The organism is Streptomyces sp. NPDC047880 (assembly GCF_040706515.1).
GTDB lineage: Bacteria > Actinomycetota > Actinomycetes > Streptomycetales > Streptomycetaceae > Streptomyces.
In genome coordinates this window covers 413,152-431,509 of the sequence record NZ_JBEZOK010000001.1, presented here as the reverse complement: position 1 = coordinate 431,509, position 18,358 = coordinate 413,152, and the positions used below count along the sequence as shown (strand labels likewise).

General features: G+C 71.6%; 15 protein-coding genes and 1 tRNA gene. 9 read left to right on the top strand and 7 right to left on the bottom strand.

Annotated features, from left to right (window positions below):
- Positions 1-634: 634 nt before the first annotated feature.
- Positions 635-1,366: an aspartate/glutamate racemase family protein gene (locus AB0937_RS02150; RefSeq protein ID WP_366709028.1), complete on the bottom strand. Its 732-nt coding sequence runs from the start codon at positions 1,364-1,366 to the stop codon at positions 635-637.
- Entirely contained in the window at positions 1,363-2,178 is an 816-nt protein-coding gene (locus AB0937_RS02145) for an aspartate/glutamate racemase family protein (protein WP_366709027.1), read from the bottom strand. Before AB0937_RS02145 ends, AB0937_RS02150 begins: the two co-directional genes overlap by 4 nt.
- A gap of 196 nt (positions 2,179-2,374) precedes the next feature.
- Here AB0937_RS02145 and AB0937_RS02140 point away from each other — a divergent pair, with 196 nt between their 5' ends.
- Positions 2,375-3,322: a D-2-hydroxyacid dehydrogenase gene (locus AB0937_RS02140; protein ID WP_366709026.1), complete on the top strand. Its 948-nt coding sequence runs from the start codon at positions 2,375-2,377 to the stop codon at positions 3,320-3,322.
- 17 nt (positions 3,323-3,339) lie between these two features.
- Positions 3,340-4,758, top strand: coding sequence for an amidase (locus tag AB0937_RS02135; protein WP_366709025.1), 1,419 nt, complete (start codon positions 3,340-3,342; stop codon positions 4,756-4,758).
- On the opposite strand, the gene AB0937_RS02130 is transcribed toward AB0937_RS02135, so the two are convergent.
- A complete protein-coding gene (locus AB0937_RS02130) occupies positions 4,739-5,233 on the bottom strand; it encodes a DUF3830 family protein (RefSeq protein WP_366709024.1) in 495 nt (164 codons plus the stop codon). The two genes, AB0937_RS02135 and AB0937_RS02130, sit on opposite strands and share 20 nt — an antisense overlap.
- A 106-nt stretch (positions 5,234-5,339) precedes the next feature.
- Between AB0937_RS02130 and ehuB the strand changes: the two genes are divergently transcribed.
- The 7 genes from ehuB (at position 5,340) to AB0937_RS02095 (ending at position 14,351) form a co-directional block, all read left to right on the top strand.
- Positions 5,340-6,269 carry an ectoine/hydroxyectoine ABC transporter substrate-binding protein EhuB gene (gene ehuB, locus AB0937_RS02125; protein ID WP_366709023.1) on the top strand — a complete coding sequence of 310 codons (930 nt, stop codon included), beginning with the start codon at positions 5,340-5,342 and terminating at the stop codon, positions 6,267-6,269.
- Positions 6,266-6,982 carry an ectoine/hydroxyectoine ABC transporter permease subunit EhuC gene (gene ehuC, locus AB0937_RS02120; RefSeq protein ID WP_366709022.1) on the top strand — a complete coding sequence of 239 codons (717 nt, stop codon included), beginning with the start codon at positions 6,266-6,268 and terminating at the stop codon, positions 6,980-6,982. The genes ehuB and ehuC overlap by 4 nt, the downstream gene beginning before the upstream one ends.
- Complete coding sequence (ehuD, locus tag AB0937_RS02115; protein ID WP_366709021.1) at positions 6,979-7,629, top strand: ectoine/hydroxyectoine ABC transporter permease subunit EhuD; 651 nt, start codon at positions 6,979-6,981, stop codon at positions 7,627-7,629. The genes ehuC and ehuD overlap by 4 nt, the downstream gene beginning before the upstream one ends.
- Positions 7,619-8,416 (top strand): ectoine/hydroxyectoine ABC transporter ATP-binding protein EhuA, encoded by a 798-nt coding sequence (gene ehuA / locus AB0937_RS02110; protein ID WP_366709020.1) that lies wholly within the window; start codon positions 7,619-7,621, stop codon positions 8,414-8,416. The genes ehuD and ehuA overlap by 11 nt, the downstream gene beginning before the upstream one ends.
- A 208-nt stretch (positions 8,417-8,624) precedes the next feature.
- Positions 8,625-9,383, top strand: coding sequence for an IclR family transcriptional regulator C-terminal domain-containing protein (locus AB0937_RS02105; protein WP_366709019.1), 759 nt, complete (start codon positions 8,625-8,627; stop codon positions 9,381-9,383).
- A gap of 96 nt (positions 9,384-9,479) precedes the next feature.
- A tRNA-Lys gene (locus AB0937_RS02100) sits at positions 9,480-9,553 on the top strand.
- A 67-nt stretch (positions 9,554-9,620) separates the two neighbouring features.
- Positions 9,621-14,351 (top strand): caspase family protein, encoded by a 4,731-nt coding sequence (locus AB0937_RS02095; protein WP_366709018.1) that lies wholly within the window; start codon positions 9,621-9,623, stop codon positions 14,349-14,351.
- Here the strand turns inward: AB0937_RS02095 and AB0937_RS02090 are convergent.
- The 4 genes from AB0937_RS02090 to AB0937_RS02075 all read right to left on the bottom strand — a co-directional run bounded on the left by AB0937_RS02090 (position 14,316) and on the right by AB0937_RS02075 (position 18,352).
- Complete coding sequence (locus AB0937_RS02090; RefSeq protein ID WP_366709017.1) at positions 14,316-15,923, bottom strand: AMP-binding protein; 1,608 nt, start codon at positions 15,921-15,923, stop codon at positions 14,316-14,318. The genes AB0937_RS02095 and AB0937_RS02090 overlap by 36 nt on opposite strands.
- Positions 15,924-15,962: 39 nt before the next feature.
- Positions 15,963-16,427, bottom strand: a complete 465-nt coding sequence (locus AB0937_RS02085; RefSeq protein WP_366709016.1) for a DUF3592 domain-containing protein — start codon at positions 16,425-16,427, stop codon at positions 15,963-15,965.
- 96 nt (positions 16,428-16,523) lie between these two features.
- Positions 16,524-17,129 carry a lytic polysaccharide monooxygenase gene (locus tag AB0937_RS02080; RefSeq protein WP_366709015.1) on the bottom strand — a complete coding sequence of 202 codons (606 nt, stop codon included), beginning with the start codon at positions 17,127-17,129 and terminating at the stop codon, positions 16,524-16,526.
- Positions 17,130-17,230: 101 nt separating this feature from the next.
- Complete coding sequence (locus AB0937_RS02075; RefSeq protein ID WP_366709014.1) at positions 17,231-18,352, bottom strand: SPFH domain-containing protein; 1,122 nt, start codon at positions 18,350-18,352, stop codon at positions 17,231-17,233.
- Between the last annotated feature and the right edge of the window lie 6 nt (positions 18,353-18,358).

The window sequence follows — 18,358 nt, the reverse complement described above, 5'->3', positions numbered from 1 at the left end:
AAGAAGGGGTGGGACCGATTCCGGCCCCCATGAAGGAAGCGCGCGAGGGTACGGCGCCCTTTCGCCGGCCACCCCGGGGCACTCGAACGGCATGGAGACCGGTGCCCACCGGACGGCGCGAGCGGCCTACTGCCTCAAGGCCGCCTTCGCGGTGGCCGTCGCGATGAATCTGGCGGAGGCCCTCTGGGATCCGGACGGAGCTGTCTGGACGGCGGCCAGGGTGACGGCGAGCTTGCTCTTCACGGCCGCCCTCGCCGTCTGCGTCGTGCTGTGGGTGCTCCGCCGGCGGGGCGCGCGGAGGGACCCTCCACGAGCGGGGGCGGGACCGGCCTGCACACCCGCCTGCGCGGCGCGGTCGCGGCGGGCTGCTCCGGGGCCGTGGTGGCCGGACCGCGTGAGCTGCTCGACTCCGGCAGCGGCCGGGACTTCCTCCCGTCCCTGATGGCCGGAGCCGTCGCCGGCTCGGCCGTCGGCTTCGCGTCCCCCTCGGCCCGTCGGCGCGGCCGCCGGGAGCCGCCCGCCCTCCCGTCACCGCCGCATCCTCCGCCCCCCACCACCGGAACGGAGGCCGTGAACCGCGGTCTCCTCGCCGCCCGCGGCAGGTGCCACGGGGGCGAGGATCAGGCCTCGGGCCTCACACCTGAACGATCGGCTCCCTCGTGAAGAGCGCGCCCAGTTCCGGCGCGTTCACCCGTCGGTCCGCCAGGCGCAGGGCCTCCCAGACCGTGACCTGGTTGGCGGTGAGGACCGGCTTGCCGAGTTCCTTCTCCAGGGCCGGGATGTGGGCCGCCGTGTGCAGGGCCGTGTCGGGCAGGAGGAGGGCCTCGGCGTCGGGGTGGTCGGAGTTCCGGGCCAGGGTGAGAAGTTCGGCCTCGCCCCAGGTGCCGACCTCGGCGGCGGTGATGATGCCGGAGCTGCTGACCGACACGACCTCCACACCGGCCGCGCGGAGGAACTCGGCGAACAGCTGCGCCACGTCCTCCGGGTAGGTCGCGCCGATCGCGACCCTGCCCGCCCCCACCTCCCGCACGGCATGCGCGAACGCGAAGGACGTGGACGACGCCGGCATTCCGGCCGTCTGCGCCAGGGCGCGGACCTGCTCCTGCGCGCCGTCCCAGCCGTAGACGAAGCTGCCGCTGGTACAGGCCCACACCACCGCGTCCGCACCGGCGTGCCGCAGTTCCTGGACTCCCGCCGCGAGCCGGCCGGCCGAGCCCATCTCGAGCAGCGCGTCCACCCGGTGCGCGTCCTCACCGATGTCGGTGTGCACCAGGTCCACCCGGACGTCGCTGCCCAGCAACTGCTCGATGCGCGGATAGTCGTCCTCGGCGGAGTGGCCCGGGTAGAGAAATCCCAGTGCTGTCATGTCCAGCCTTCCTGCTGCTGCTCTTCTTCCGGCAGTACGGGACCGGGGTCCACCCCCGGCGCTGCGGGACCGGAACGCGCCGCCGGATTGATCAGCGCTTGGTACGGCCCCACCGCACGGGTACCCAGTCGGCGCAGTGCCGCCCACATCGTCACTTGGTTGGCCGAGATCACGGGGATGCGCAGCTCCGCCTCCAGCTGGGGGATCACGTCGTACGTGGGCAGGTTGGTACAGCTGATGAACAGCGCGTCGGCGTCGTCGCGGACGGCCTGCCGGGCCATGTCCACCACATCGCGGTAGGGAACCTTCCAGATGTGCCGGGTCAGCCCCATGAAGGCGCAGCCGGAGATCGTCACGCCGGCCTGGGCGACGTAGGCCTCCAGCGACTGCGTCACCGAGACCGTGTACGGCGTCACCAGCGCCACCCGGCGCACGTCCAGTTCCACCAGGGCCTCCAGCAGCGCGCCGGAGGTGGTGATCGCGGGGACGGCACCGGCCCGGCTCATCGCCTCGCACATGGCCCGCTCGCCCATCATGCCGCCGACGAAGCTGCCCGATGTGCAGGCGTAGGCGACGACCTCGGGGGCGATCGCGGTGAGCGTGCGGACCGCCTCGCTCAGCGTCTCGTGCTCGCTGACCAGGCGGGCCAGGTCGAGACTCACCTCGACCGGCACGAACGGTGTGCGGGTCACATGGAGGGAGACCTCGTCCGGCACCCAGCGCCACAGTTCGCGGTCGAGTGCGAAGTCGAACGGGGCGACGACGCCGACCCCGCGCTGCGGGCCGGGCCCGCCGAGAAATGAGACGTCCATGGCAAGCACCGGCCTCACGCTGGGCAACTAGTGTGCAACGGATCGTGGGAACGCCCGTGTTGACGACGGTAGGTTCGGGTGCGAGCGTGGTCAATCCGCCCGGATCACTCCTTGGTCAACACCGGGTTAACTCGTCGTCACCGGCGGCCGCCCCCAGGCCGGCCGGCCCCGCCGAACGGCTGGAGAACGGCTGCTCATGCCCACCCCCACGCTCCTCGTCCTGGACGCCGAACCCCTCCCCCGCCTCGGCCGCCTCACCGGCCGCGCCCGTATCGAACACACCGACGCTGCGCATCTGGCCGAGCGCCTCCCGCGTGCGGACGTACTCCTGGTGTGGGACTTCACCTCGCGCGCCGTGCGGGACGCCTGGCCGGGCGAGGGTCCGCGGCCGCGCTGGGTGCACACGGCCAGCGCCGGTGTGGACCATCTGATGTGTCCGGAACTCGCCGCCTCCGACACGGTGGTGACGAACGCGCGCGGTGTCTTCGACCAGCCGATCGCGGAGTACGTCGCCGCGCTCGTACTGGCGATGGCCAAGGATCTGCCGAGGACGCTGGAGCTCCAGCGGGAGCGGACCTGGCGGCACCGGGAGTCGCACAGGATCGCCGGGAGCCGTGCCGTGGTGGTCGGTTCCGGGCCGATCGGCCGGGCGATCGCGCACACCCTGGGGGCGCTGGGCATCACGACCGCGCTCGTGGGCCGTGCCGCGCGCTCCGGCGTGCACGGCCCGGAGGACCTGGACCGGCTGCTGGCGCGCGCCGACTGGGTGATCGCGGCGGCGCCGCTCACGGACGAGACGCGGGGGATGTTCGACGCCCGCCGCTTCGGCCTGATGCAGCCGTCCGCCCGGTTCGTCAACATCGGCCGTGGTCAGCTGGTCGTCGAGGACGCGCTCGCAGAGGCCCTGGCCAAGCGCTGGATCGCGGGTGCCGCGCTGGACGTCTTCGAGGCCGAGCCCCTGCCCTCCGGCAGCCCGTTGTGGCAGGCGCCGGACCTGATCGTGTCCCCGCACATGAGCGGCGACACCGTCGGCTGGCGCGACGAACTCGGCGCCCAGTTCGTGGAGTTGTTCGAACAGTGGGCGGCCGGGGAGCCGTTGCAGAACGTGGTCGACAAGCAGCGTGGGTACGTACCTGGTCACTGACGTTCCTGGGAGGGTGGATGACCGAGCTCACCGAGCTCACCGCCGTACGGCTCCTCGAGGGGTACCGCAAGGGCGAGTGGAGTCCCGTGGAGGCGACCCGGGCGGTGCTGGAGCGGGCCGAGGCGATCCAGCCGGAGGTGAACGCCTTCGTCCGGCTGACCGCAGAGGACGCGCTGGAGCGGGCCCGGGAATCACAGGAGCGATGGCGGCGCGGTGAGCCACGGGGGCTGCTGGACGGGGTGCCGGTCACCGTGAAGGACATCCTGCTGCAGCGCGGGGCGCCGACCCTGCGCGGCTCGAAGGCCGTGGACCCGGCGGCGGGGCGCTGGGACGAGGACGCCCCCTCCGTGGCCCGGCTGCGGGAGCACGGGGCGGTGTTCATCGGCAAGACGACGACGCCCGAGTTCGGCTGGAAGGGCGTGACGGACTCGCCGCTCAGCGGTGTGACCCGCAACCCGTGCGACCCCTCGCGCACGGCGGGCGGTTCGAGCGGTGGCAGCGCGGCGGCCGTGGCGCTCGGCGCGGGGCCGCTGTCGCTGGGCACGGACGGCGGCGGCAGTGTCCGCATCCCGGCGTCGTTCTGCGGGATCTTCGCACTGAAGCCGACGTACGGGCGGGTGCCGCTCTACCCGGCGAGTGCGTTCGGCACGCTGGCGCACGTCGGGCCGATGACCCGGGACGCGGCCGACGCGGCGCTGCTGATGGACGTCATCGGTCACCCGGACGCACGCGACTGGTCCGCGCTCGCGGCCCCGGCCGGTCCGTACACGGACGGTCTGGCGGGCGGGGCCGGGGTACGCGGGCTGCGGGTGGCGTACTCGCCGTCGCTGGGCGGGCAGGTGGCGGTGCAGCCGGCGGTCGCGGGGGCGGTGCGGCGGGCGGTGGAGCGGCTCGCGGAACTCGGCGCGTACGTCACGGAGACCGACCCGGACCTCACCGACCCGGTGGAGGCCTTCCACACCCTGTGGTTCAGCGGGGCGGCCCGGGTGACCCAGCACCTGGGCCCGCGGCAGAAGGAGCTGCTGGACCCGGGCCTGCGGGAGATCTGTGCGCGGGGCGCCCGCTACTCGGCGCTGGAGTACCTGGCCGCGGTGGACGTCCGGATGGACCTGGGCCGCCGGATGGGCCGCTTCCACGAGGGCTACGACCTGCTCGTCACGCCGACCATGCCGCTCACGGCGTTCGAGGCGGGCGTCGAGGTGCCGAAGGGTTCCGGCCATCGGCGGTGGACGGGCTGGACCCCGTTCACCTACCCGTTCAACATGACGCAGCAGCCCGCGGCGAGCGTGCCGGTCGGCTCCGACGCGGACGGTCTGCCGATCGGGCTCCAGCTCGTGGCCGCCCGGCACCGGGACGATCTGGTGCTGCGGGCGGCCCACGCGCTGTACGAGGCGGGGGTGGCCTCCGCCGGCCGGCCTACGCCCGCCGGAAGCTGAGCGACTCCCCCGCCGCCCCCGACCTCCACAGGTCGTTGCACGCCTCGGCCATGGTGTCCAGGCCGTCGACGACCTGGCCCCAGACGATGCCGGGGACCCAGCCGACGTCACCGTTGAGCAGCAGGTTGTTGCGCTCGTAGAACAGGGCCAGGTCGACGAGGGTGGTCCCGGCGCGGACCTCACGGTCGTAGCCGTACGCCTTGGTCCCCAACTCCGCCCCGGCGAAGGTGAAATAGCACAGATCGCCGGGGATCGGAGTGATCGTGGGATTCTCCAGGGGTGGCTCGGCTTGGGCGAAGGGCGGGAAAAGCGCGTAGATCTCGTTGCGTGCGTACTTCGCGTGGTAGACGTCGCCGGCCAGCGGAAGGGAATCCCAGACGGCCGCGCAGGTGATGGGCGCGCGGTCGTCGAGCAGCCTGGCCGTGCAGGTCACGTCACGCTTGACCAGCGAGACTTCGATGTAGCGATCAGCCATGCCTCCATGGGAGTGCCCGCCGCCGCTGCGGTCAAGAGCGCGCGGGGTACGTGCGGGGCTTGAAAAGATCGGCATAACCCGGAGGCGGTCGGGTAGCCGCGCGCCCATGGCTCCACCACAGAGAAGCCCACTCAGAGGTCCCGAACCCATATCCCGGCCCGGCTCCGGGCCCGCCCGCCGGTCGCTGCTCGCGGGGGTGGCGGCGCTCGGCGCGCTGGGCGCCGCCGGATGCAGCAGGGTCGCCATCGCGTCGGACGCCAAGGGCGGTGACCTGCTCGCCCGGCTCCGGGCGGCGGGCGTCGTCCGTCTCGGCATCGCCGGCGAGATCCCGTTCGGCTTCATCGACAAGAACGGTGAACTGACCGGTGAGGCACCGGAACTGGCCAAGGTGATCTTCAAGCGGCTCGGCGTCGACCGGGTGCAGCCCGTGCCGACCGAGTTCGGCTCGCTCATCCCGGGCCTGAACTCCCAGCAGTTCGACGTCGTGGCCGCCGGGATGTACGTGAACCCCGAGCGCTGCGAGCAGGTCATCTTCTCCGACCCCGACTACCAGATGCTCGACGCGTTCATCGTGCGCAAGGGCAACCCGAAGGGGCTGCACAGCTACAAGGACGTCGTCGGGAAGAAGGCGAAGTTCGCCACCGGGACCGGCTACGCCGAGATCCAGTACGCCGTGGACGCGGGGTACGAGGAGAGCGACATCCTCATCGTGCCGGACCAGGTGGCGGGGCTGAACGCCGTCGAGGCGGGGCGCGTGGACGTGTTCGCCGGTACGGCACTCACCGTGCGCGAGGTGGTGAAGAAGTCCGCCAAGGCGGAGGCCACCGATCCGTTCAAGCCGGTCGTCGACGGCAAGCCGCACGTCGACGGAGGCGCCTTCGCGTTCCGGCCGACCGAGACGAAGCTGCGCGACGCCTTCAATGTCGAGCTGCGCAAGCTCAAGAAGAGCGGCGAGCTGTTCCGCATCCTCAAGCCGTTCGGTTTCACCGAGGCCGAGATGACGGATCTGACCGCGAAGGAGCTCTGCGGCGGATGACCTCGGGACTCTGGGAACTCGTACTCAAGGGCGTCTGGGTCACGGTCCAGCTGCTCGTCTGCAGCGCCCTGCTGGGCGCCGCGGTCTCCTTCGCCGTCGGCGTGGCGCGCACCCACCGGCTGTGGATCGTCCGCTTCCTCGCGGGCGTCTACACCGAGGTGTTCCGCGGCACGTCGGCGCTGGTGATGATCTTCTGGGTGTACTTCGTGCTGCCCATCGCCTTCGGCTGGCAGCTGGTGCCGCTGTGGGCGGGCACGCTCGCGCTCGGCCTGACGTACGGGGCGTACGGCTCCGAGATCGTGCGGGGCGCGCTGAACGCGGTCGACCCGGCACAGAAAGAGGGCGGGATCGCGCTCAGCTTCACGCCCTGGCAGCGGCTGCGGCTGATCCTGCTGCCGCAGGCGGTGCCGGAGATGATCCCGCCGTTCTCCAACCTGCTGGTCGAACTGCTCAAGGGCACCGCCCTGGTGTCCATCATGGGCATGGGTGACCTGGCGTTCAGCGGCAACCTGGTGCGCCTGGCGCTCCAGGAGAGCGCGGAGATCTACACGATCGTGCTGCTGATCTACTTCGTGATCGCCTTCGTCCTGACCCGCGGCATGCGCGGCCTGGAGCGCAAGCTCAAGACCGGCACGGGCAAGCCCGTCGGGAGCACGCCCGACCAGGAGCTGGACCGTCCGCAGACCACCGGTGTGGGAGGTGCAGTCGCATGAAGTGGGACTGGAGCGCGGTCAGCGACTTCATGCCGCACCTGTGGGAGGGTCTGCTCGTCACCCTGCAGATCCTGGCCCTCGGTTCGCTGATCTCCTTCGCGCTGGGGCTGGTGTGGGCGCTGCTGATGCGGGTGCCCTCGCGCTGGGTGACGTGGCCGGTCGGCGTGGTGACGGAGTTCGTCCGCAACACCCCGCTGCTGGTGCAGCTGTTCTTCCTCTTCTACGTGCTGCCCGAGTGGGGCGTGACGTTCTCGGCGCTGACCACCGGTGTCTTCGCGATCGGGCTGCACTACTCGACGTACACGATGCAGGTCTACCGGGCCGGCATCGAGGCCGTGCCGGTCGGCCAGTGGGAGGCGGCGACGGCGCTGAACCTGCCACTGCGCCGGACGTGGACCGCGGTGATCCTGCCGCAGGCGGTGCGCCGCGTCGTGCCGGCGCTCGGCAACTACGTCATCTCCATGCTCAAGGACACGCCGATGGTCATGGCGATCACCGTGCTGGAGATGCTCGGCCAGGCGCGCCTGTACTCGCAGGAGCACTTCCAGTTCACCGAGCCGCTGACGGTGATCGGCGTGGCCTTCATCGTCATTTCCTACCTGGCCTCCCTTGCCCTGCGAGCCCTGGAGCGACGCCTTGCCCACTGACACTCTCCCCAATCCCGGCACCGATCCCGAGAAGACGCCCGCCCGGGGTGGCGGTGAACTGATCCGGCTGGAGCAGGTCACCAAGCGGTTCGGGAGCAACACCGTCCTGGACCACCTGGACTTCTCGGTCGACGCCGGCAAGCACGTCACCCTGATCGGGCCGTCCGGATCCGGCAAGACCACGATCCTGCGGCTGCTGATGACCCTGCTCAAGCCCGACGAGGGCACGATCACGGTCGACGGGCAGCAGCTGTTCCCGGCCCCCGACAAGCAGGTCCGCGAGGTCCGCAAGAAGATCGGGATGGTCTTCCAGCAGTTCAACCTGTTCCCGAACATGACGGTGCTGCGGAACATCACCGAGGCGCCGGTCACCGTCCTCGGCCTCTCCAAGGACGAGGCGGTGGAGCGGGCCAAGGGGCTGCTCGACATGGTGGGCCTGGCCGACAAGTGCGACGCGCACCCGGCCCAGCTCTCCGGCGGCCAGCAGCAGCGGGTGGCGATCGCCCGGGCCCTGGCGATGCGCCCGCAGGTGCTGCTCCTGGACGAGGTGACCTCCGCGCTCGACCCCGAGCTGGTCGCCGGTGTCCTCGACGTCCTCAGGGACATCGCCCGCTCCACGGACATCACGATGCTCTGCGTGACCCACGAGATGAATTTCGCCCGGGACATCTCCGACCAGGTACTGATGTTCGACTCCGGGCGCATCATCGAGTCGGGCACCCCGGAAAAGATCTTCAGCGACCCGGAGCTGGACCGGACACGGGAGTTCCTCAGCGCAGTTCTGTGACTACACCCCGTGAGCAGGAAGAACTCCCCACCCTGCGACGAGGGCGGGACTGGGGCATGCGTCTGGCATATGCCGGAGTGTCATTGCCCCAGTCCGGGGCCCCGGGAATCTTGTCAACCCCCGCTCCTGACAAGCCCATTGCCGGTTAACCTGGAACAGGTTCACTGACCGGATCACGGCCCTACAGCAAGCGCAGGGGGAGACCACCGTGGCGCTGAAGCACGAGCCGACCACCCCGTACCACTCGGCCCAGGAAGCCCTGCGCGTCCTGGAGACGGTGGCGCGGAGCACCAGCGGTGTCACCGACGCCGAGCTGGCCCGGCGCACCGGCATCACCCCGGAGCGGCTGACCACGCTCCTGCGCATGCTGCGCCGCGAGGGCCACGTCGAGCAGATCGCCGACGGCGCGTACGTCACGGGCGAGACGCTCGCCCGCCTCGGCTCCGCCCACCACCGCGAGCAGGCCCTGCGCGACAAACTCCAGCGCGCCCTCGACCGGCTGCGTGACTCCGTCGGCGCCGCCGTCTACATGAGCCGGTACGTCGACGGCGAGATCAGCATCACCCAGTACGCCGACAGCCCGTCCGCGCCCAAGGTCAACGAGTGGGTCGACTTCCGCTCCTCGGCCCACGCCACCGCCATCGGCAAGAGCCTGCTCACCCAGCTCGACCACGCCGGCCGCCGCGACCACCTCGCCCGGCACAAGATGGCCCGCCTCACCTCGCGCACCATCACCAGCGACCGGCTCCTGCTCTCCCGCCTGGAGGCCCAGCCGCCCACCGTGCCCGTCCTGGACCTCCAGGAGTACGCGATCGGCACGGTCTGCGCGGCCGTCCCGATCACGGCCGGCTCCTTGGTCGGCTGCCTGGCCCTGTCCCTCCCGGTCGAGCACGCCCACCGCCTGCGCCAGGCCGCGGACACCCTCAACCGCCACGCCGCACCGGTGCTGCTCTCCATGGCGATCTAGCCGGATGCCGGGTGGTCAGGAGCACCCCTCGGCATTGGGTAGTATTTTCTCCGTCGCCCGCCGCGGAACCCGATTCCGGTGGCAGGCGAGAGTCATGCGCCGCTAGCTCAGTTGGTTAGAGCAGCTGACTCTTAATCAGCGGGTCCGGGGTTCGAGTCCCTGGCGGCGCACGGATGAGGGGCCTCTCGTGGGAGCGAGAGGCCCCTTCTCGTCGTAGGCGGACGTCGGGGAGGGATCTTGGCGGGACCCACGGTGCCGGAGGAGAGCGCCGGAGCGAGGCGGTTCCTGATCGCCGCCGGGACGCGTTCCTACCGCGAGCTCGGCGAGCTGCCCCAGGCGCACGAGGACGTACGGCGCATCGCCACCCTCTTCGAGGGCATGGGCTACGAGCGGATCCTGCACGAGGTGTCCCTCGACCCCGACGCGGCCGACTTCGAGGACGCGGTGGCCGACTGGTGCGCGGGCGCCGACCTCACCCCCGACGACGTGCTCGTCCTGTACTACGCCGGTCACGGCGACCGCCCTGACCCCGGCGGCTACCGCCTCGCCTGCCCCGCCAGCACCGCGCGGCGACCGCGCTCCTGGCTCTCCTTGGAGAACCTCACCTCCACGCTGTCGGCGTCACCGCTGCGGAACGTGCTGGTCGTCATCGACGCCTGCCACGCCGGGCATGGTGCCGCCGGGATCGGCGCCGTGGCCGACGCCCACGTGGCGGTCCGGCCGCGCGGTGACTCCGCCGGCTCCGGCACCTGGGTGATGGTGTCCGCGCGCCATCGCGACCTCGCCCAGGACGGTGTGTTCCCGGCGGAACTGGAGCGGGCGTACGCCCTCGGCGACGGGCCCTCCCAGCGCTACCTCGCGCCCGCCAAGCTCGCCGACCGGATCACGCGGGCGTTCGAGCAGGCCGGACGGCGGCAGCACTGCGCCTGCTCCGTCACCGACCAGACGGTCCAGGCGCCGTTCTTCCCCAACCCCCGCCACGATCCCCGGGCGGAGGCAGGCGCCGATCAGGGGCCCGGCGGCGACGCCGGCGACCTCACCTCCCACTTCAGCCCCCGTGGCCGGGGTGTGGAACAGGTACACGACTCGGGCTCCTACTTCACCGGCCGCAAGCGGGCCCTGGACGCCCTGCGGGCCCGCCTGGCCGGCCCGGGCGGCAACGGACCGCTCGTCGTCACGGCCGCGCCCGGCTCGGGCAAGTCGGCGGTGCTGGGACGCCTGGTGCTCGACGCTAAGGCCGACGGCGCGGAGCACCGCATCGACGTGTCGATCAACGCCCGGCACCAGACGATCGACGACCTGGTGGCCCGGCTGGCGGCCGCCGCCGACCTCACCGCGGTCGGCCCCACGGAACTGCTGGCCGGGCTCGCCGACCGGGAGAGCCCCTTCCGCGTCGTCATCGACTCCCTGGACGAGGCCGGCCCGGCCGGGGACAAGGCGGAGGCACGTCGCATCGCGTGGGACCTGCTGCGCCACCTCGCCACCGTGCCCTGCGTCCGCCTCGTCGTCGGCGTCCGCCGCGAACTGCTCCTGCACCTCGGCGACCGCGTGCCCGTCATCGACCTCGACAGCGCCGACTACAGCGAGGACACCAGCACGGCGGAGTACGTGGAGCGCATCCTCACGGACGCCGGTTCTCCCTATGAGACGGACCCCGCGACCGCGCGGGTCGTCGCCGAGGGCGTGGCGCAGCGGGCCGGGCGCTGCTTCCTGGTGGCCCGGATGACCGCGACCGCGTTGTGCCGCGGCGAGCGGGTCGACGTCACGGTGCCCGGGTGGGCGCGGCAGTTACCGTCGGACACGGCCAGCGCGTTCCAGGCATACCTGGAACGCATGCCCCGGGATGCGCGCACGAGCGCCCTGCCCCTCCTGACCACCCTGGCCTTCGGCGAGGGTCACGGCGTCCCCCGCACGGCCGTCTGGACACGGGTGGCGTCCCGCCTCTCCGGCATCACCCTCACGGAGTCCGATGTCGACGCGTTACTGGAGGAGGACGGGTCGTACCTGACGGCGGTCGAGGTCGAGGGGCGGAAGTACTTCCGCCTCTACCACCAGGAGCTGGCGGACCATCTCAAGGCGCGGGCGCTGCGGTACCGGGACTTGAGCAGTGTGCAGGAGTGCTTCGTCAGCACGCTGCTGGACCTGGTGCCGTCCGGTGGGGCCGGTGGCCGTGACTGGAGCCGGGCCGAGCCGTACACCCGTGACCATCTGGCCACCCATGCCGCGGCGTCCGGTGCGATCGACGAGCTGATCGAGGATCCGTCCTTCGTCCTGGCGGCGGCCGCGGCGGGGCTGGTCCCGGCGGTGCAGCACGCGAAGCGGAATCCGTTGCTGGCGATGGTGGTGGAACGCTGCGCGGACCTGCTGACGGGCCGCCACGGACCGCACCCGGATCCCGCCGCCGAACTGGCCTTCGTGGCGCGGACGCATGGGGCGACGGACTTCGCACGCAGGGCGGTCGAGCTGTCCCGGAGCGTGCGACGCATGTGGACCGAACCGCGCCGGGTGACGCCCCACAGGATCGTGGGGCGGCATGGGAAGGGCACGTACTCCACCACGTCGGTCCATTACGGGTGGACGATCCGGGACCTGGTCACCGAACAGGGCCGCCACCTGGTGGTGGCCGTCTCGTATCAGTCGACCGAGGTGCATGTGTGGCCGCTCGACGATCCGTCGCAGGCGATGGTGCTGCCGCACTCGCACCCTGTGCGCGGCTTGAAGGTGCTGTCCTATCGAAACCGTTCCCTGGCGGTGACCTTCGACGACAGGTCGGAGCTGCGCGTCTGGGATCTGTCGGACCTCTCCCTGGTGAGTCGACACACCCTGCCCGGCTGTAGTGAGTTCGGTGATCTGGGCGTCCTGGCCGACGGTACGGCGGTCGCCGTTGCGCAGGGGACGGGGAAGGTCGTCGTCCTCGACGCACTCCGCGGTGAGTCACTGCTGGAGGTGCCCTGTGTGACGTCGGACGGACCGGAGTGGCAGAACAAGCCGAGTGCCCTCCTTGCGTGGTGCGGTGGGCCCGACGGGTGGCTGGTGGTGTGCGACCGGAGCGGCGGCACCGTTTCCCTGCACGCGCTGGAGAAACAGATCGGCGGCGGTGTCCTCGTCGACGGGCTGGACAGGCCCCGGCTGAAGGCCAGGGAGCAGGAGCCGGACGGCACCACCGTCCTCGCCTTCTTCGAGCAGAGCGACGACGACGAACAGGACTCGGTTCGTCTCACGCTGCTCAACGTCGCGACCCGGGACACGACGTCGATCCGGCGCGACCATGACTGGGCGCCGTCCGGAGGGTTCACGGTGGACCCCGGCCTCGGTGCTTCCTATGTGGCGGCCGGTCGCCGTACCCAGGTGACGCTCAGGACGGGAGCCGAGCCGAGCGTGATCCGTGTGACCGCCGATACCACCAGTTACACGGTCGCCCCTCTCGCCCGGGACGGTCTGACGCACGCGCTGTCGGCCGGGCTCAGGAGCGGGATCCAGGTGGTGGACTGTGGGACCGGCCGACGCGTGGGCGTGCCGCTGCAGGGTCACGAGAGCGCGGTGTGCGCCCTCCACCTGCTCACCACCTCGACCGCCGGCAGTCTCGACATCCTGACCGTCGGGAACGACGGCACCGCCCGTCTGTGGCACTGGAACCGGGCTGACTCCCCGGCTGTCGCGGAGTCCGTTCACGACACCGACACGGGCGAGTTCGACATGGCCCACACTCAGTTACTGCTCATGTGGCCGGGAAGCAGCACGGAAGTGGTCGCCAGTTCCTGGCACGGCATCCGCACCCTCGACTCGGGTCTGCTCGATCGATCCGACCACGACGCGTCCGCCGCGGCCACGCGTGTGGCCGAGATGCCGCCGTGGACCGACCAGCACTGCCTGCAGGACACGCGTGCCGCCGCGCTGCACGTCTTGTTGTGTGAGGGAGGGAGCTTCGAGGAGGGGAGGTCGACCATGACCGTCTCCGTCGCCTCGCTCCGCGGCGACGGGGAGATCGAGAAGCACGGCCACCCGGCACTGCGGGAGGTTCCGACGCGGACTGTCGTGCATCTGCTGCCCGCCCCGAACGGCAGTACCCGACCCCGCGTCATCTCCTACGATTCCGCGGGCGGAACCGCCGGCTTGGTCACGGGCACCACCGGGCCCGGCGACACCGTGACCGTCCCGTGGCAGACGGAGAAGGACGACACCGTCGTGACGGCCGGCTACATCTCCACGGAAGGAGAGGCCGTTCTCCTGGCCGTCGTGAGGAGTGCGGGACATGGCGACACACGGGTCGACGGCTCCTATGTGTCGCGCGACACCCCTGTGGGTCCGGCAAGCGAGACGAGCCGGGCATACCTGCTGGCCCCCGCAGCGGGACGACTGCTGAGGCACGAGCCTCTCCTGCTGCCACCGGAGATCACCACGATCACACCCCACCACGGGCCTCAGGGCACTTCTTACGTCGCCCTCACCGCCCGCACCGGCTTGGCGGCCGTGCTCGACGTCGACACGGGTGAGCAGTACGCCGTTCATCCCGAACGGCCGGACGAGCGCCGCGCGTTCAGCGCCCGCTCCCGCGACCTCTCCGGCGGCCACGGATACTTCGTCCGCTGGGCCGTCACCCCCGACGGCGAGCCGCTCCTGCTCTACATGGACCCCGCTGGAGGGGACGACAACGTCCTCGCCCCCGTCACTGTCTGGAACTCCAGCACCCCGCACACCACCCGGACGCTCCCCGTCCAGGCGTCCCGCATCCTCTGGACAGGACAGGCTCCGAACGGCGAGACCCTCGTGGCCGTGAGCGACAGACACGGAGTCGCCCTGTGTCACCTGCCCGGCTGCGAGCTGATCTGGAGCGCCCCGATCCCCGCCATGGTCACCTCACTCGTCGTCCTGCCCGGCTTCGACATCGCCGTCAGTACCCAGCAGGGCGTCATGCTCCTGCGCCCCCGCCTCTCACCCGCCTGGCAGCGGCTGACCCGACGCGTCTAGCTCCAGCACCCGGTATCCCCTCTCCCCCGGCCCTCGCCACCACACCGGATCCGGGCAGCGCAAGCCCTGCTTGCGCAGCGCCGCCCGGTGGATCTTGTTCGTCGCCGTCACCGGCATCCGCTCCACCACCCGGACGAACCGCGGCGCCATCTTCGTCCCCAGATCGGGCTGGGCGGCGAGGAACGCGGCGAAGGACTCCGGGTCGAACGAACCGGCGATCGTCGCCATCACCTGGTCGCCGGTGACCGGGTCCGGTACGGCGTACACGCAGACCGCCTCCGCCCCCTCGTAGCGGGCCAGGATGTTCTCGATCATCGCGGCCGCCAGGTTCTCCCCGTCGACGCGGAGGCGTTCGTCGGTGCGGCCGGCGAACCAGAGGTAGCCGTCGGTGTCGCGGTAGAAGAGGTCGCCCGTCCAGTACCCGCCGTCCCTGACGCGTTCCGCCTCCGCCCGGGGATTGCGCCAGTAGCCCTCGAAGGGGCTGGGACCCAGGTTGACCAGTTCGCCGATCGCCGCGTCTCCGTTGAGCAGTCGACCCGCACCGTCGAACACGGCCGCCGGGCACTCCTTCCCCGTCTCCCGGTCGAGGACGACGAGCCCGGGTGCCGCCCGGCCGACCGCACCCGACGGCGTGCCCGGTGACCACGTGATCGCCGCCCCGCCCTCCGACGAGCCGTAGCCCTCCACCAGCCGCACCCCGAAGCGCCGCTCGAAGGCCGCCGCGTCCACCGCGCCCGCCTCCGTGCCGAAACCCAGGCGGAGCGAGGTGTCCCGGTCGTCCGGACGCGGCTCGGTGGCCAGGACGTACTGGATCGCCCGGCCCACGTATGTGAAGTACGTCGCCCCGTACCGCCGTACGTCCGGCAGGAACCCGGACGCCGAGAAGCGGCGGCGCAGCACCACCGTCGCACCGGTCACCAGCGCGGGTGCCCAGTCGGCGATCACCGCGTTGCCGTGGAACATCGGCATGCAGACGTAGTGGACGTCGTCCGGGGAGAGGGCGAACTGGTCCGCGAGCGAGCGGCCGGCGGCTGCCAGGCGGCCCTGGGAGCAGAGCGCGGCCTTCGGGGCGCCGGTCGAGCCGGAGGTGAAGTAGAGCAGGAGACGGTCGCCGGGAGTGGCCCGGCCCGGGTCCGGACGGGCACCGGCGTACGGGGTGAGGAGCTCGGCGTACTCCGCCGTGTCCGTCACCAGGAGGCGGACTCCCGGCAGCTCCAGGCCTTCGAGCAGCGGCAGGTGAGCCCGCTCGGTGATCAGGACGCGGCACTCGGTGTGGAGGATGTCCCGGGCGAGTTCGGCGCCGCGGCGGGTGGGGTTGATCCCGGCGACCGCCGCCCCGGCCAGGGCGGCCGCTCCCAGCCACAGCGGGAACTCGGGGCTGTTGTCGAGCAGCACGCCGAGGTGGGGTTCGGCGGCCGGGGGGAGGAGGTCCGTGAGCAGTGCGGCCCGGGCCGCGGCGCCCGCCGCCACCTGGTGGTGCGTCAGGGTCCGGTCCTCGCACCGCAGGCCGGGGCGGTGGTCACCCCACCGGGCGGTGATCAGTTCCGCGACCGTGCTCGCCCTGGAGTCCATGGCGCGCACGGTAGTTGACGAAGCGTCAGATGTGGACCGCTACGGCTGCGGAAAGTCACCCACGGCGGAGAACATCGTGTACGCCACCACCATGAAGCCGGCGGCGAAGAGGATGAACGTGCCGAGGAAGGCGAGCAGACATCCCGTGCCCGCGACGAGCTTCCCCTGCGCCGGGGGCCTGGCCGTGGCGTGCTCCGGGCGGTCCGCCGCGTAGTGCACGGTGACGATGTCGCCCTCGAGGGTCGTCCCCGGCCCGCCACGCTCCTCGAAGCGGACGCCGCGGCCGTCGCGCGTGGTGAACTCGTACACGTGGTGCAGAGTGGTGCGCACCGAGCTGTCGCCGCCCCCACTCGTCGTGGTGTACGTCCGCAGACAGCGGGCCTCGGCGGTCAGACCGCCGCTCCAGGCGCGGCTGACCCGCACAGAGCGGCGGATCACCACGACCACGGCACAGGAAGCAACCGCGATCATGAGCGTGGGCACGATGCAGAACAAGATTTCCATGAGCTCCCCCGAGGCCCTGGGCGGCCTTCGAGCGGCCGGCGTGGGAGGAACCTACCCGCGCCGGCCGCACCGGTGACTCAAGGGAACCTCAGAGGTTCAGAAGGTCACGTCCGAGCAGACGTAGAACGCGTTGGCCGTGTCGGCGATCGTCCACACGGCCACGATGACGTGCCGGCCGCTCAGCCCGGTCGGCAGCCTGCCGCTGTGGGAGAGCGTGGACGGCGGGCGCTGCCCGTTGTACGGCACCGTGAAGAACGGGGTGAGGTTGAGGTCGGACCGGGCCAGGTTGTGGTTCTGGTTCCAGCCCGGCTTGGTGACGTAGTACTTGAAGTCGGTGGTGGCGTGCATGGCCGTGAACTGCCAGCGGAACGTGTAGTTCTGGCCGCCCGTCACCTTGGTCGCGGGCCAGGCGCCGCCGGACGGTGTCCGCGGGGCACTGAGCTGGCTGAACTGGCCGAGGCCGGCGTTGCAGATCTGTCCGTCGGCCGGTCCGGAGGCCGGGAAGCCCTTCGGGCCCTCGACGCTCTGCGGCTCCCACTGGATCGAGCCGCAGTTGGTCACGGTGCCGTTCTGGCAGAGCTTCTGCCTGCTGATGGGGAGGTCGGTGTAGCCGTGGCCGCTGGCACCGCCGGAGGAGAGTACGAGGGCTCCGGTCGTGGCCAGTCCCACCGCGGCTGCGGACAACTTGGTCCTGGTACGCATGCTGCCGCTCCTGGAGAACGTGGGGGAAGTTCGGTGAGCCGTGCGTGTAGGTCTAGACCAAGTTCGAGATTATGGGCGTTAGTTGAACATGTCCATACCAATCACGGAGCTGTTTCCCCCCGGCCCGCGCAGAACGCCACCGTCAGGTCCTTCACCAGCGCCTTCCGCTCGTAGTCGTCGAGTTCGACCAGCCCCCGCGTGGTCAGCCGGGTCACCGTGTCCTCCACCGAGTCCACGACCGAGGTGAGCACGCTCGCCCGGTGCCGCGCGTCCAGTGCCGCGATCCGGCGGCGGTGCATCGCGGCGGCGATCTCGGGGGCGTACTCCACGCGGACCGGTTGCACCGAGAACACCTCCAGGCCGACCGGGGCCGCGTCCGCCGCCACCAGCCGGGTCAGCGTCTCGCCCGCCGCTTCCCCGGCCCCCCGCGGCCCGCCCGGCATCTCCACCGGCACCCGGGCCAGCGCCGCCTCGACGCACTCGCGCAGATACGTCTCGTGGTCCTCGACGCCCAGCACGGCCCGCGCGGTGTCCCGCACCCGCCACACCACCAGGACGACCACCCGCAGCGCGACCCCGCCCCCGTCGGCCGCCGGGACGGGCTCGCTGCGCCAGTGCCGCAGCCGTACGTCCACCCGTCGGCGCAGCAGGAACGGGTTGACCCACAGCAGACCGGAGCGCCGCACGGTCCCCCGGTAGCGCCCGAACAGGCCCAGCACCCAGGCCCGCCCGGTACGGCCCCGGGCCAGGCCGCCCAGCCCGAACAGCCCGAGCGCCCCGGTCCCGGCGTACGCCGCCCACTGCGCGAGGCCGAGCCCGGCCCCGGCGTACGCGGGCAGCCGCAGCGCCTCCACCACGAGCGGCGGCAGCACCCCGGCCCACCAGGAGGTGGCCACACACCCGGCCGCGCCGCAGGCCCCGGCCAGTACGCCCGCCGCTCCGGGCAGCACCCGCGCGGGCCGCTCCACCAGGTCGGGATCGACCTGCGGCACCGGGCGCTTCGGCGTGACCGCCGGGCGCCGCAGCCGCGGCTGCTCCCCCGTCCCCTGCCTGCGGCCGACGACCGCCGGTTTCAGCGGCACCGGGGCCGGGTCGGCGTCGTCACGGAACAACAGGTGGACGGGGATCTCGGTGGTGGCCTCGTTCTGGATGAGCCGGGCGGGCCGGGACGGCCCCTCGGCCGGCCCGTCGGGCTCGGACGTGTGGGAAGTGGTCGTACTCATGCGTGC